Raw genomic sequence first — 14,273 nt, forward strand, 5'->3', positions numbered from 1 at the left:
CTTGTGTAGCAGCTGCCGAAGGCTGCGCAGCCGAACGCAGCCTTCGGCAGCTGCTACAGATTGCTTCACGTCCTGATACTCTTTCGTAAAACCCCAACCGAGAGGACCCATGGCCTTCCCCAGCCGCCATTCACTCTTCCCGTTCCTCACCTGGTTGCCTCGGCAAACCCGTGCCAGTGTCGGTCGAGACCTGATCGTCGGCCTCAGCGGTGCGATTCTCGCGTTGCCGCAATCCATTGCCTACGCACTGATCGCAGGTCTCCCACCGGAATACGGCCTCTACGCAGCAATCATCCCGGTGCTGATCGCTTGCTTATGGGGTTCGTCGTGGCATTTGATCTGCGGTCCGACAGCGGCCATCTCCATTGTCTTGTACGCCAGCGTCAGTCCTCTGGCCGTGCCGGCGACGCAGGACTACGTCACCGTGATCCTGTTGCTGACCTTCCTGGCGGGGATTTTCCAATGGCTGCTGGGGCTGCTGCGTTTTGGCGCGCTGGTGAATTTCGTCTCCCACTCGGTAGTGCTCGGCTTCACCCTCGGCGCAGCCGTGGTGATTGCCGTCGGCCAGTTGCCCAATCTGCTGGGGCTGGACTTGCCGAGCCAGGCTACCGCCCTCGACAGTTTCATCATGCTGCTGCGTCATCTCGGCGAAATGGATAAACCTTCGCTGGTGCTGGGCCTCGCGACGGTGGTGGTGGGTGTAGTCCTCAAACTATGGCTGCCCCGTTGGCCCACGTTGCTGATCACGCTGGTACTGGGCGCATTGCTGGTCTGGTTGTGGCCGTCGATGTTCGGCCACGTGCAACTGGTCAGCGCTTTCAAAGGTCAGCTACCGCCCTTCAGTCCGTTGCCCCTCGACCTCGACTTGATCCTGCGTCTGCTGCCCAGCGCCGTGGCCGTCGGCATGCTCGGGCTGGTCACGAGCCTGTCGATTGCCCGCTCGATATCAGCACGTTCGCAGCAAATGCTCGACGCTAACCAAGAAGTTCGCGCCCAAGGCCTTTCGAACATCGTCGGCGCGTTCTTTTCCGGATCACTGTCGGCCGGCTCGTTCACCCGTTCAGGGCTGAGCTACGAAGCGGGCGCTTGCTCGCCGTTGGCGGGGATTTTTTCGGCGTTGTGGGTGGCATTATTTGCGATTTTTGGCGCGAGTCTGATTGCGCACATTCCGATTCCGGCGATGGCCGGCAGCATTCTGTTGATCGCCTGGGGCCTGGTTGATCATCGCGGCATCCGCGCGTTGCTGCGAGTCAGCCGCGCCGAGTTCGTGGTCATGGCCCTGACCTGCGTCGCCACGTTGTTGCTTGAGTTGCAGACAGCCATCTATGCCGGGGTGCTGGCGTCGCTGTTTTTCTACCTCAAGCGCACCTCGCAACCGCGGGTACAACATGTGCGCGACGGCGATGAAGATATTCTGCGGGTCGGCGGCTCGATCTTCTTCGGCGCCAGCCATTACCTGCAAGTGCGCCTGCAACGCATGCACGGCGCCCGCGTGGTGATCGAAGCGCAGCAGATCAATTTCATCGACTATTCAGGGGTGGAAATGCTGCATCAGGAAGCCCGGCGGCTATTGCGCCAGGACCGCAGCCTGACGCTGCGCCAGGCGCGGCCGCAGGTGGTGGAAGAGTTGAGGAAACTCGAAGGGGCACAGAAGTGCCCGATTCGGTTTGAAGACTGAAAATATCGCAGCCTTCGGCAGCGCCTGCATAAGATTTGCACTCATTCTGTAGGAGCTGCCGAAGGCTGCGATCTTTTGATCTTAAAGACCCAGTTGTCGGCGCAGTTCGGCCAGCACCGGCGCTGTATCCGGACGCACACCGCGCCACAGGAAGAAAGCTTCGGCCGCTTGCTCGGCAAGCATCCCCAAGCCATCCATCGACACCGCCGCGCCGTGTTCACTGGCCCAACGGCAGAACGACGTCGGCTCCTTGCCGTACATCATGTCGTAGCAAACGGTTTTGCCCGGTTCGATGAGGCTGGCGGCAATCGGTGGCACCTCGCCGGTCAGACTGGCGGACGTCGCGTTGATGATCAGGTCCACCGACTCCTGCAACCAGTCGTAACCGCTGGCCGACACCGGCCCCAGATCGCAGAACAGTTCGGCCAGCAGTTCGGCCTTGTCCACGGTGCGATTGGCGATGATCACCGATGCCGGTTGCTCGGCGAGCAGCGGTTCCAGCGCGCCGCGCACGGCACCACCGGCACCGAGCAGCAGGATGCGTTTGCCCTTCAGACTGAACCCGGCGTTGACCGTGAGATCCCGCACCAGGCCGGCGCCATCGGTGTTGTCGCCCAACAACGTGCCGTCGGCCAGTTTGCTCAAGGTATTGACCGCACCCGCCCGTTGCGCCCGCGCCGTCAGGTTGTGCGCCAACCGATAGGCCTCTTCCTTGAACGGCACGGTGACGTTGGCGCCGCGTCCTTCAAGGAAAAACGTCCGGGCACAGGTGGAAAAGTCGTCGAGTGGTGCCAGCAGCGTGGTGTAGTCCAGCTTTTGCGCGGTCTGCTCGGCGAACAGGCGATGGATCAGCGGTGATTTGCTGTGGCCAATCGGGTTACCGAATACGACATAACGGTCCATCTACACCTCACCTGTAGGAGCTGCCGGAGGCTGCGATCTTGGCGACATTCCCGGCAAAACAGTTCTCAACCCTTGGCCAACCAGTCGCGGTCTTGCAGGAAGTATTCGGTCAGACGCGCTTCCTCGCTGCCCGGCTCGGCTTTCCAGTCGTAGCCCCAGCGCACTTGTGGCGGCAGCGACATCAGGATCGACTCGGTGCGCCCGCCCGATTGCAGGCCAAACAGTGTGCCGCGGTCGTAGACCAGGTTGAACTCGACGTAACGGCCACGACGGTATTCCTGGAACTCCCGCTGCAGGGCACTAAATGCGTCGTTCTTGCGTCGTTGCACAATCGGCAGGTAGGCGTCGATGTACGCATCGCCGATTGCACGCATGAAAGCGAAGCTGGTGTCGAAGTCCCACTCGTTCAGGTCATCGAAAAACAGACCGCCGATACCGCGCGGCTCATGGCGATGCTTGATGTGGAAGTAGCTGTCGCACCAGGCCTTGTAACGCGAGTAGACGTCGGCACCGAACGGCGCGCAAGCCTGTTCGGCGACGCGGTGCCAGTGCACGCAGTCTTCTTCGTTGCCGTAGTAGGGCGTCAGGTCGAAGCCGCCGCCGAACCACCAGACCGGCTCTTCACCTTCTTTTTCTGCGATGAAGAACCGTACGTTGGCGTGTGAGGTCGGCACATGCGGGTTGTGCGGGTGGATCACCAGCGACACGCCGAGCGCTTCAAAACCGCGACCCGCCAGTTCCGGCCGATGGGCGCTGGCGGACGGTGGCAAGCCACTGCCAAAGACGTGGGAAAAGTTGACGCCGCCCTTTTCGATGACCGTGCCGTTTTCGATCACCCGCGTACGTCCGCCGCCACCGGCAGGCCGGGTCCAGGCGTCTTCGACGAATTGCGTGCCGCCGTCCTCGGCTTCCAGAACAGCACAAATACGGTCTTGCAGGTCGAGCAGATAGGCTTTTACGGCCTCGGTGCGGGTAGTCATGGCATCACCTTGGATCGGGCAAAGCTACGCGGCGCTCCATTGGAGCGGGGCCTGCGCAAATGGGCGCGTAGCATACCACCGCCGATGTACTCGCCGCAGTTGACGAAGATCAAGCTTAGGAGTCCGATAGGAGGCTTGGTAAATCGACCTCAGGAGAGAGCAGATGGCAAAGCGTATCCAGTTCCGTGCCCATGGCGGCCCCGACGTGCTTGAGTATGTGGATTACCAACCCGCCGAGCCCGGCCCAAAAGAAGTCCGCGTGACCAACAAGGCCATCGGCCTGAACTTCATCGATACCTATTACCGCAGCGGCCTCTACCCACCACCGTCCTTGCCATCGGGGGTGGGGTCTGAAGGGGCGGGCGTGGTCGAGGCAGTCGGCAGCGAGGTCACCCGGTTCAAGGCTGGCGACCGCGTCGCCTACGGCAGCGGCCCATTGGGCGCTTACAGCGATGTTCACGTTTTGCCCGAGGCCAATCTGGTGCACCTGCCGGACGCCATCAGCTTCGAGCAGGCGGCCGGCGTGATGCTCAAAGGCCTGACCGTGCAATATCTGCTGCGCCAGACCTATGAGCTCAAGGGTGGCGAAACCATTTTGTTCCACGCGGCTGCCGGCGGTGTCGGCTCACTGGCATGCCAGTGGGCCAAGGCCCTGGGCGTCAAGCTGATCGGCACCGTCAGCTCGGCAGAGAAAGCCGCGCTGGCCAAAGCCAACGGCGCTTGGGCGACCATCGACTACAGCCACGAAAACGTTGCACAGCGCGTACTGGAATTGACCGACGGCAAAAAAGTCCCGGTGGTATATGACGGCGTGGGCAAGGACACCTGGCTGACGTCCCTCGACAGCGCCGCGCCGCGTGGGCTGGTGGTGAGCTTCGGCAATGCGTCCGGTGCAGTGGACGGGGTGAACCTGGGGATTCTGGCGGGGAAGGGTTCGTTGTACGTCACCCGGCCGACGCTGGGGACCTACGCCAACAACGCGGAAAACCTGCAGCGCATGGCTGATGAGTTGTTCGAGATGATCATCAGCGGCAAGTTGAAGGTGGATATCAGCCAGACCTATTCACTGGCAGATGCGGCAAAGGCGCAGACCGAGTTGTCGGCGCGGCGTACGACCGGTTCGGTTGTTTTGTTGCCTTGAGGACGTCATCGCTGACAAGCCAGCTCCTACAATAGAGGCTGTTGTTCACAAAAATTGTGTTCACAGCCAATCCTTGTGGGAGCGGGCTTGCCCGCGATTGGGGCACCACTTTGTTCAGTCTGGGCGCACAACGTGCCCGGTCGCCAGATCGCGAATCACGCTAGGGTTCTTGCGCCCGCCCAATATCCCACCGAGCACCAGATCAACCTGCCCGCGGAAATACTGCTCGACGCGAATCCGCGTGCGCGCCGCCGGCCGTCCCTGCGGGTTGGCGGACGTCGACACCAGCGGCCCGACCAAGGCGCACAAGTCCCGCACCTGCGGATGATCGCTGACGCGCAGCGCCACCGTTTCGTGCACGCCGGTAATCCATTCCGGCAACATGTTCTGATGCGGCACCAGCCAGGTGTTCGGTCCCGGCCAGGTGCTGGCCATACGGTCCATCCACAGCTCAGGGAAGTCTTCGAAGAGGAAGTCGAACTGGCGGATGTTGTCGGCCACCAGGATCAGGCCTTTATCCACAGACCGGCCCTTGATCAACAACAACCGCTCAACCGCCTCTTCGTCCCACGGGTCGCACCCCAAACCCCAGACTGCTTCGGTTGGGTAGGCAATCACCGCCCCTGCGCGAACTGCTCGTGCGGCCTGCTGCACACGCCAACTGTTGACCATGAAAAACTCTCCAGAATAAGGCTCTGTGCAGTTTACCGATCTTGTTTATAAAACCTAGCTCACCCGCGCAAACCAGCGCCCGTTTTCGCACACGGCGCTGCCGTCCATTTCCAGTTCCGTCAACGCCGCCAACACTTTGGGTAACGGCCAGCCGCTGGCGACGGCCAGTGCTTCACTGGTGTGAGGCGCGGCATGCAGCAGCATCACTAGAGGATGACGCGTCGCAACCACGCTGCTTTCGCTGAACAACGGTTGTTGCTGCCAGCCTCGCAGGGCTTCGAGAATATGTTCGATGGTTTCCACCAGCACCGCCCCGTCGCGGATCAACTGGTGGCAACCGCGCGCGCCGGGGTGATGGATCGACCCCGGGATCGCATACACCTCACGCCCTTGTTCCGCCGCCAGCCTGGCTGTGATCAATGAACCGCTCGCCACGCTGGCCTCAACAACCAGCACGCCGAGCGATAACCCACTGATGATGCGATTGCGTCGCGGGAAGTTGCTGGCGCTGGGTCCGGCGTCCAGCGGGAACTCCGAAAGCACCGCGCTACCCGAGGCGATCATGGCGTCCGCCAGCCGTCGATTGCGCTGTGGATAAAACTTTTCAAGACCCGTGCCAAGCACACCGACCGTTTGCCCGCCGACGTCCAGAGCGGCCTGGTGCGCAGCGGCATCGATGCCCAGCGCCAAACCACTGGTGATGACAAAACCGGCGCCCGCCAGACTTCGGGAAAACGCCGCCGCGGTGTCCATGCCCGGCCGGGAAGCGCGGCGACTGCCGACCATCGCCAGCTGCGGTTTTTCCAGAATGCCCGGATCGCCGGCCACGAATAACAAGGGCGGCGCATCACTGATTTGCGCCAGCAGCGCAGGGTAGTCGGGTTGGTCCCACATCAATAAATGCTGGGCCGGATGCTCTATCCAGGCCAGTGCATGGCTCGCTCCATCACGCACTTCAGCACAGCGCCTGGCTTCGGAACACGCCAGCGGCAACCCCAGCGCTCGCCAGGCACTGGCCGGTGCGCTGATGGCTTTTGAGGCCGAGCCGAAGGCGTCGAGCAACTTCTTGAAACGCACCGGACCGAGTTCCGGCAAACGATGAAGACGTAAACGAGCTTCCAGTTCCGCAGGGGAAACCGGTTCAACAGTAGGCAGAGACATGGATCATCCTTGATCGTTATAAGCACCCGCTCAAGCGGGCATAAGCTGTGGATAACTCTGTTGGTAACTTGTGAGGCACGCTTACGGGTTTCGCACTTTGTCCATTACCGCCAGCGAGCGGGAAGCGTTAAGCACCAGCCCGTAGCTGAGCTTGTCGTAGGTGCGAAACACCATCAGCAGGCCGGCGCGCTCGTCGGGAATTTTCAGTGGCTGGCCGGTGATTCGGTCACGTACGGTTTCCCCGGTCTTCATCACCACCAACACGTTGCCTTCGGCCAGACCGTCGCGCTGACCTTTGTTCAGCGTCACCACATCCAGCGCACCGATCTGCGTCACGCCGCGCGGCACATCAATGATCAGGCCTTCGATTTCGCTGCTCGGCGCGCTGGGCATGAAGGTCGAATTGATCGAGCGCTCCTCGCCACTGAACAACCGGTCACCGAGGCGCACTTCCTGGGTTGTGCGTTGCAGCTCCAGCGTGGCGACATCGCCTTCGGTGGCCACGATCTCGCCGCCGCCGATGTCATCGGCGTTGATCCCAAGGAATTCCTGAGTCTTCGGATCGGTGTAGACCTTGCCCTGGCGGAAAATGCCGTAGACCGGTTGCGCCAAGTCGAAGTGGCCGCGGGCAAAGATGCGGTCGCCGGTGCCGCTGAGCACGCGTTCAGCATCACCGGCGACGATGTACGGCGCCTTGTCGAAGTCTTCGGCCTTGTCGACGATGCGGTTGCTGAGCAGAAAGCTGTTGATCGATTTCAGCGGGATGCTCGGAATCGCATCGGCTACAGGGCTGGTGCGCACCCGTGGCGACAACTTGATGGTGCCCCGCGACTCGCCCCGGCTGAGGGTCAATCGCGGCTGGCCGTTGACGTAGACCAGCGACAACGAATCACCCGGATAGATGAGATTGGGGTTTTCGATCTGCGGATTGGCCTGCCACAACTGCGGCCACTGCCACGGCTCACGAAGAAACTTTCCGGAAATGTCCCAGAGTGTGTCCCCCGTTACCACGGTGTATCGCTGTGGAAAACCTTCCCGAAGTTGCACTTGCCCGTGCGCCCAACCGGCCGAGGCCAGAAGGAGCAAGGCGAGTAGTGATTTCCTCATGCGGTGAATCCCTTTATTATGTGCGTTCGCGTGAAACGCCAGAGCCGTCAGTGGCTCGCTCCCGGCTTGCTTGCCAAAACTTGCTTGTCATCAGAAGGGAGCTACGTTTTACAACGGTAGCCTGCATCTTCGGACCCGCCAGGCCATCGACCCGACTTTACTTCACACGTGCAGTAATCAAGCTTATGGCCATTTTAGACATCCTCGAATTTCCCGACTCGCGCCTGCGTACTATCGCCAAACCTGTGGCCGTAGTGGACGACGAAGTGCGTCAGTTGGTCGACGACATGTTTGAAACAATGTATGAAGCGCCAGGCATCGGCCTCGCCGCGACCCAGGTCAACGTGCACAAACGTATCGTCGTGATGGACCTTTCCGAAGACCGCACCGAGCCGCGAGTGTTCATCAACCCCGAGCTCGAACCGCTGACCGAAGACATGGGCCAGTATCAGGAAGGCTGCCTGTCGGTGCCGGGTTTCTACGAAAACGTCGATCGCCCTCAACGGGTCAAGGTCAAGGCGCTGGACCGCGACGGTCAGCCCTACGAACTGATCGCCGAAGATTTGCTCGCGGTGTGCATCCAGCATGAATGCGACCACCTCAACGGCAAATTGTTCGTCGACTACCTGTCCACGCTCAAACGCGATCGCATCAAGAAGAAACTGGAAAAGCTCCATCGCCAGAACGCCTGATGCCCCTCTTCAAAGGCTTGCTGCGGCAAGCCTTTTTCTTTTCAAGCTGCTTTGTAATCGAGAGCTTTCATGACTGAGCCACTGCGCATTGTCTTTGCCGGCACCCCGGAATTCGCCGCCGAACACCTCAAGGCCCTGCTGAGCAGCCCTTACGAGATCGTTGCGGTCTACACCCAGCCGGATCGCCCGGCGGGTCGTGGGCAAAAACTGATGCCGAGCCCGGTCAAACAGTTGGCACTGGAAAACAACATCCCGGTGCTGCAACCGCCAACCCTGCGCAACGAAGACGCGCAGGCTGAACTGGCCGCGTTGAAGCCGGACTTGATGGTGGTGGTCGCCTACGGCCTGATCCTGCCGCAAGTGGTGCTGGATATTCCGCGCCTGGGTTGCATCAACAGCCATGCCTCGCTGCTGCCGCGCTGGCGCGGTGCGGCGCCGATCCAGCGCGCCGTTGAAGCGGGCGATGCCGAAAGTGGCGTGACCGTGATGCGCATGGAGGCCGGCCTCGACACCGGGCCGATGTTGCTGAAAGTCACTACGCCGATCAGCGCCGAAGACACCGGTGGCAGCCTCCACGACCGTCTGGCCGAAATGGGTCCACCGGCCGTGATCCAGGCGATCGCCGGCCTCGCTGCCGGGACGCTGGAAGGCGAAGTGCAAGACGACAGCCTCGCCACGTATGCTCACAAACTGAACAAAGACGAAGCGCGCATTGACTGGACTCGCCCGGCGGTTGAGCTGGAACGCTTGGTCCGCGCCTTCAATCCATGGCCGATCACCCACAGCACACTCAATGGTGAAGCGTTGAAAGTGCTGGCAGCGAACCTGGCCGAGGGCAAAGGCAATCCGGGTGAAATCCTCGGCGCCAGCAAGGACGGCCTGATCGTCGCCTGCGGTGAGCAGGCGCTGTGCCTGACGCGCCTGCAATTGCCCGGTGGCAAGGCGCTGAACTTCAGCGACCTGTTCAACAGCCGCCGCGAGAAATTCGCCACGGGCATCGTGCTGGGCCAAGCGGCGGACACTCAATGAACCCGCGTCTGGCCGCCGCCAAGGCACTCGCCGCTGTCCTGAGCGGCAAAGCGTCGCTCAACAGTTCGCTGCCCACGCAACTGGACAAGGTCGAGGACCGTGACCGCGGTTTCACTCAGGACCTGGCCTTCGGTACCGCGCGCTGGCAACCGCGTTTGTCGGCGCTGGCGGCCAAGTTGCTACAGAAACCGTTCAAAGCCGCCGACGCCGATGTCGAAGCGCTGTTGCTGGTCGGCCTCTATCAACTGCTCTACACCCGCGTCCCGGCACACGCCGCCATCGGCGAAACCGTGGGTTGCGCCGACAAGCTGAAAAAGCCTTGGGCCAAGGCCTTGCTCAACGCAGTGCTGCGTAATGCCCAGCGCGAAAGCGAAACGATTTTCGCCGAGCTGGAGCGTGATCCGGTGGTGCGCACCGCTCACCCCCGCTGGCTGCAGAAATCCCTGAAGGCGTTCTGGCCTGAGCAATGGGAAGCCATCTGCGCGGCGAACAATGCGCATCCGCCGATGATTCTGAGGGTCAACCGTCGCCACCACAGCCGCGATGCTTACCTCGGTTTGTTGACTGAGGCCGGTATCGCCGCTACGCCGTGTGTCTATAGCCGCGATGGCATCGTGCTTGATGCCGCTGCCGACGTGCGCAGCCTGCCGGGTTTCGCCGACGGCTGGATCAGCGTGCAGGATGAAGCCGCGCAATTGGCCGCTGATTTGCTCGACCTCGCGCCGGGCCAGCGGGTGCTCGACGCCTGTTGCGCGCCGGGCGGCAAGACTTGCCACATCCTCGAAGCCGAGCCAAAACTGGCCGGCGTCGTGGCGGTAGACCTGGAAGCCAAGCGTCTGGTGCGGGTTCGCGAGAACCTCGAACGCCTGAAACTCAGCGCCGAACTGATCGCTGCCGACGGCCGCGACACCCAGGCGTGGTGGGATGGCAAACCGTTCCAGCGCATCCTGCTCGACGCGCCATGCTCGGCCACCGGCGTGATTCGCCGTCACCCGGACATCAAGCTGACCCGTCAACCCGACGACATCGCTGCGCTCGCCGTGCTGCAAGGCGAGTTGCTCGACGCCCTGTGGATAACCCTGGAAGTGGGCGGCATTCTGCTCTACGCCACGTGCTCCACATTGCCGACGGAAAACACCGAAGTCATTGAAGCCTTCCTGGCCCGCACACCGGGCGCCCGTGAGCTGGACCTGGCCACAGCGGCCGGGATCAAGCAGCCCCATGGTCGTCAATTGCTGGCGCAAGAGGGCGGCCACGACGGGTTCTACTACGCCAAGCTGATCAAGATCGCCGCCGCACGCGGTTAACCGGTTTAAGGGAGTGACTGGATGAAAATCATCATCCTCGGCGCAGGGCAGGTCGGCGGTTCGCTGGCGGAACACTTGGCCAGCGAAGCGAACGACATCACCGTGGTCGACACCGACGGTGAGCGTCTGCGCGATCTCGGCGACCGCCTGGACATCCGCACCGTCCAGGGCCGCGGTTCATTCCCGACGGTGTTGCGTCAGGCCGGGGCCGATGATGCGGACATGCTGGTCGCGGTGACCAACAGCGATGAAACCAACATGGTCGCCTGCCAGGTCGCCCACACCCTGTTTCACACCCCGACCAAAATCGCCCGGGTGCGCGAAGCCGCGTACCTGACCCGCGAAGAGCAGCTGTTCCAGAACGAAGCGATTCCGGTGGACGTGCTGATCAGCCCGGAACAAGTGGTGACCAACTACATCAAGCGCCTGATCCAGCACCCCGGCGCCTTGCAGGTGATCGACTTCGCCGAAGGCAAGGCGCAACTGGTAGCGGTGCGGGCTTATTACGGCGGGCCGTTGGTGGGCCAGCAATTACGCCAATTACGCGAGCACATGCCGAACGTCGAAACCCGCGTCGCGGCGATTTTCCGTCGTGACCGGCCGATCCTGCCTCAGGGCGACACGGTGATCGAGGCCGACGACGAGGTATTTTTCATCGCCGCCAAAGCGAATATTCGCGCGGTGATGAGCGAAATGCGCCGGCTCGACGAAACCTATAAACGTATCGTCATCGCCGGTGGCGGGCAGATCGGCGAGCGCTTGGCCGAGGCCATCGAAAGCCGCTATCAGGTGAAGATCATCGAGATGAACCCGGCGCGGTGCCGCCATCTCTCCGACACCCTGGACAGCACGGTGGTGTTGCAGGGCAGTGCTTCGGACCGCGACCTGTTGATGGAAGAGAACATCGCCGATGCCGACCTGTTCCTGGCCCTGACCAACGACGACGAAGCCAACATCATGTCGTCGCTACTGGCCAAGCGGCTGGGCGCGAAGAAGGTGATGACCATCATCAACAACCCGGCCTACGTCGATCTGATCCAGGGCGGCGACATTGACATCGCCATCAGCCCGCAACTGGCAACCATCGGTACCTTGCTGGCCCACGTGCGCCGCGGCGACATCGTCAGCGTGCACTCCCTGCGCCGCGGTGCAGCGGAAGCCATCGAGGCGATTGCTCATGGCGATGCGAAATCGAGCAAAGTGATCGGCAAGGCCATCGAGAACATCGGCCTGCCACCGGGGACCACGATCGGTGCGATCATTCGCGACGAAGAAGTCATCATCGCCCACGACGACACCGTGATCGAAACCGGCGACCATGTGATTCTGTTCCTTGTGGATAAAAAGCATATTCGCGATGTGGAGAAGTTGTTCCATGTCGGGTTGAGCTTTTTCTGACCTTACATTGCCAAGATCGCAGCCCGCAGAGATCGGTGTAGGCGCTGCCGAAGGCTGCGATCTTCTGATCTTCGCTTCAAGGTGTCGAAGGAGCCAACATGATCGAATCCCTGGAAAAAATGCTCTCCAAGGGTGTGGATAACTCATTGCTGCGCTTCGGCCTGGGCAAGGGTTATCTGGATTTGGGGGAGAACGCCAAGGCTGTGGAGCATTTCCAGCGCTGCGTTGAAATCGATCCGAAGTATTCGGCGGCGTGGAAATTACTGGGTAAGGCCCATCTGGCGCTGATGGACCATGCGGCCGCTCGCCAAGCCTGGGAACAGGGCCTGGAAGCCGCTCGCGCCCATGGCGACAAGCAGGCCGAGAAAGAAATGACGGTGTTCCTGAAAAAGCTCGATCGCGCCGATCAGAGATAACGCAAACCGATGCCCTCGGCGTCCACCTGCACCACTTCCATGCGCACCCGTGGCGCGCCTGTGGGTAAGTCCTGAACCTGCCCGTAAACCACTGCACCTTTGTGCAACGTCGACAGCCCGGGATGCTTGACGTACACACCCGTGGTCGACAGATTGCGCGTCTGGCCCAGGCATTCGCCAAAGCTTTCGTGACAAATCTTGATGCGAAAGGATTTGCGGTGTTCGGACATCTGCTGCGCCCTTGAGTGAACGGTTGTGGATAAACCTGAGTGCAAGGTTATCCACAGATCATGCCAATTGAATCAATACCAACGCTCTTCGCCCGGCGGACGCTTCTTGAAGCGTTTCATGCTCCACATGTACTGGCTCGGATAAGCCCCGACATAACGTTCGACCACTTTACTCATGGCCGCGCAGGACTCTGCCGTATCGGTGCTGTACATGGCCTCTGGCGCGGCTTCCAGGATCACCTTGTAGCCTGAACCATCCGGCAGGCGCAGGGCGTGCAGGAAGACGCCGACCGCTTTGTGGCCGGCGAGCATGTTCGGCACGAATTTACTGGTGAGCGCCTGGGTGGCAAAAAACGGCACGAAGATCCCGGCGGATTCGGCCGGTTCCGGGTCAGCGGGAATGCCCACTGCACCACCTTTGCGCACTTCCTTGATGACACTGAGGATGCCTTCCTTGGTGGAAGCGGCGACCTTGTTGCCCAATTGCACTCGCTGCTTTTGCAGCAACTCGTCCACCGCCTTCAGTTTTGGCGGACGGTAGAAAATGATCGGTTTGCACTGGCTGCAATAGAAGTGGTTGAGCACTTCCCAGTTGCCCAGGTGGCTGGTGATGCCGACCACGCCTTTGCCGGAGGCGAGGGCGTCTTTCAAAACATCCAGGCCCTCGACTTCGCGCACCAGGTCGATGGAGCGTTGAGCCGGCCAGATCCAGGCGCAGGCGCTTTCAGTCAGCGACTTGCCGATGTCTTTGAGGCTCTGGCCGACAAGGCGCTCACGCTCTGCCGGGTCCATGTCCGGAAAGCATTTGGACAGGTTGATTCGCACCACGTCGCGGGAACGGTTGGGGAATTTCCACATCATCCAGCCAATTGCCGAGCCCACGGCCTGCACCGCTCGCCACGGGAGCAAGGCAAACAGCCGCAGAGCGCCTACCAGCAAGGCGCCTTTAAACTTATCCACAGGTCACTCCTGATCTTGTGCTGTGCGAGAACCGGCCATTCTAACCGCCGTTCGCCAGCTGCGCGTAGCGATCGCAATCCCGGGTGTGGTCCATGACCATGCCCGAGGCTTGCATCAGGGCATAGCAAATGGTCGGCCCGACGAACGTGAAACCGGCTTTTTTCAGGCCTTTGCTCATCTCCACGGCCGTCGGCGTGACAGCCGGGACTTCACTGCGATCCTTGAAATGGTTGATCACCGGTTGGCCACCGACGAAGGACCAGAGAAACGCCACCGGGTCCTCCAGCGCCAGCCAGGCCTGGGCATTACGCCGGGCCGCGTTGAGTTTGAGACGGTTGCGGATAATGCCTGGATCGAGCATCAATTGATCGATTTCGGCATCGCTCATCTGCGCCACGCGCTGGACATCAAACCCAAACATCACCTGCCGATAATGCTCGCGTTTGCGCAGCACGGTGATCCAGGAAAGCCCGGCCTGGAACCCTTCGAGCAAAAGCAACTCGAACAATCCCTGCGCATCGCGTAGCGGCGTGCCCCACTCCTGATCGTGATAAGCCATGTACAGCGGATCTTCGGAACACCAAAAGCAGCGTGGCATA

Annotated in this window: 15 protein-coding genes; 7 read left to right on the forward strand and 8 right to left on the reverse strand. The window is 61.2% G+C overall.

Annotated elements, in window-relative coordinates; all coding sequences use genetic code 11:
• Positions 1-109 precede the first annotated feature (109 nt).
• A complete protein-coding gene (locus tag KVG88_RS16755) occupies positions 110-1,678 on the forward strand; it encodes a SulP family inorganic anion transporter (protein ID WP_150702302.1) in 1,569 nt (522 codons plus the stop codon).
• 81 nt (positions 1,679-1,759) lie between these two features.
• Here the strand turns inward: KVG88_RS16755 and aroE are convergent, their stop codons facing one another.
• Together aroE and hemF are read right to left on the reverse strand one after the other, a co-directional pair.
• Positions 1,760-2,581, reverse strand: a complete 822-nt coding sequence (gene aroE, locus KVG88_RS16760; RefSeq protein WP_217872061.1) for a shikimate dehydrogenase — start codon at positions 2,579-2,581, stop codon at positions 1,760-1,762.
• Between the two features lie 65 nt (positions 2,582-2,646).
• Positions 2,647-3,561 (reverse strand): oxygen-dependent coproporphyrinogen oxidase, encoded by a 915-nt coding sequence (hemF, locus tag KVG88_RS16765; RefSeq protein ID WP_217872062.1) that lies wholly within the window; start codon positions 3,559-3,561, stop codon positions 2,647-2,649.
• Between the two features lie 163 nt (positions 3,562-3,724).
• Here hemF and KVG88_RS16770 point away from each other — a divergent pair, with 163 nt between their 5' ends.
• Positions 3,725-4,702, forward strand: coding sequence for an NADPH:quinone reductase (locus KVG88_RS16770; protein WP_150702299.1), 978 nt, complete (start codon positions 3,725-3,727; stop codon positions 4,700-4,702).
• Positions 4,703-4,816: 114 nt separating this feature from the next.
• On the opposite strand, the gene tsaC is transcribed toward KVG88_RS16770, so the two are convergent.
• The 3 genes from tsaC to KVG88_RS16785 form a co-directional block, all read right to left on the reverse strand.
• The gene (gene tsaC, locus KVG88_RS16775) at positions 4,817-5,374 is read right to left on the reverse strand and encodes an L-threonylcarbamoyladenylate synthase type 1 TsaC (RefSeq protein WP_150702298.1); all 558 of its coding nucleotides are present in this window, start codon (positions 5,372-5,374) and stop codon (positions 4,817-4,819) included.
• A 54-nt stretch (positions 5,375-5,428) separates the two neighbouring features.
• The gene (gene dprA / locus KVG88_RS16780) at positions 5,429-6,535 is read right to left on the reverse strand and encodes a DNA-processing protein DprA (protein WP_217872063.1); all 1,107 of its coding nucleotides are present in this window, start codon (positions 6,533-6,535) and stop codon (positions 5,429-5,431) included.
• Positions 6,536-6,616: 81 nt separating this feature from the next.
• On the reverse strand, positions 6,617-7,642 hold the full coding sequence (locus tag KVG88_RS16785; RefSeq protein WP_150702296.1) for a LysM peptidoglycan-binding domain-containing protein: 1,026 nt from the start codon (positions 7,640-7,642) through the stop codon (positions 6,617-6,619).
• A 185-nt stretch (positions 7,643-7,827) separates the two neighbouring features.
• Between KVG88_RS16785 and def the strand changes: the two genes are divergently transcribed.
• The 5 genes from def to KVG88_RS16810 all read left to right on the forward strand — a co-directional run bounded on the left by def (position 7,828) and on the right by KVG88_RS16810 (position 12,484).
• Entirely contained in the window at positions 7,828-8,334 is a 507-nt protein-coding gene (gene def, locus KVG88_RS16790; protein WP_130903760.1) for a peptide deformylase, read from the forward strand.
• A 69-nt stretch (positions 8,335-8,403) separates the two neighbouring features.
• The gene (fmt, locus tag KVG88_RS16795) at positions 8,404-9,363 is read left to right on the forward strand and encodes a methionyl-tRNA formyltransferase (RefSeq protein WP_217872064.1); all 960 of its coding nucleotides are present in this window, start codon (positions 8,404-8,406) and stop codon (positions 9,361-9,363) included.
• Positions 9,360-10,670 carry a 16S rRNA (cytosine(967)-C(5))-methyltransferase RsmB gene (gene rsmB / locus KVG88_RS16800; protein WP_217872065.1) on the forward strand — a complete coding sequence of 437 codons (1,311 nt, stop codon included), beginning with the start codon at positions 9,360-9,362 and terminating at the stop codon, positions 10,668-10,670. Before fmt ends, rsmB begins: the two co-directional genes overlap by 4 nt.
• 21 nt (positions 10,671-10,691) lie before the next feature.
• Positions 10,692-12,068, forward strand: coding sequence for a Trk system potassium transporter TrkA (trkA, locus tag KVG88_RS16805; protein ID WP_075946934.1), 1,377 nt, complete (start codon positions 10,692-10,694; stop codon positions 12,066-12,068).
• A gap of 98 nt (positions 12,069-12,166) precedes the next feature.
• A complete protein-coding gene (locus KVG88_RS16810; protein WP_217872066.1) occupies positions 12,167-12,484 on the forward strand; it encodes a tetratricopeptide repeat protein in 318 nt (105 codons plus the stop codon).
• On the opposite strand, the gene KVG88_RS16815 is transcribed toward KVG88_RS16810, so the two are convergent.
• From KVG88_RS16815 to KVG88_RS16825, 3 genes are all read right to left on the reverse strand, one after another.
• A complete protein-coding gene (locus KVG88_RS16815) occupies positions 12,475-12,714 on the reverse strand; it encodes a PilZ domain-containing protein (protein ID WP_150702292.1) in 240 nt (79 codons plus the stop codon). The two genes, KVG88_RS16810 and KVG88_RS16815, sit on opposite strands and share 10 nt — an antisense overlap.
• A gap of 72 nt (positions 12,715-12,786) precedes the next feature.
• The gene (locus KVG88_RS16820; protein WP_150702291.1) at positions 12,787-13,674 is read right to left on the reverse strand and encodes a lysophospholipid acyltransferase; all 888 of its coding nucleotides are present in this window, start codon (positions 13,672-13,674) and stop codon (positions 12,787-12,789) included.
• Positions 13,675-13,714: 40 nt separating this feature from the next.
• Positions 13,715-14,272: a DNA-3-methyladenine glycosylase I gene (locus tag KVG88_RS16825; RefSeq protein ID WP_150702290.1), complete on the reverse strand. Its 558-nt coding sequence runs from the start codon at positions 14,270-14,272 to the stop codon at positions 13,715-13,717.
• Between the last annotated feature and the right edge of the window lies 1 nt (position 14,273).

The organism is Pseudomonas azerbaijanoccidentalis (genome assembly GCF_019145495.1).
Taxonomy (GTDB): domain Bacteria; phylum Pseudomonadota; class Gammaproteobacteria; order Pseudomonadales; family Pseudomonadaceae; genus Aquipseudomonas; species Aquipseudomonas azerbaijanoccidentalis.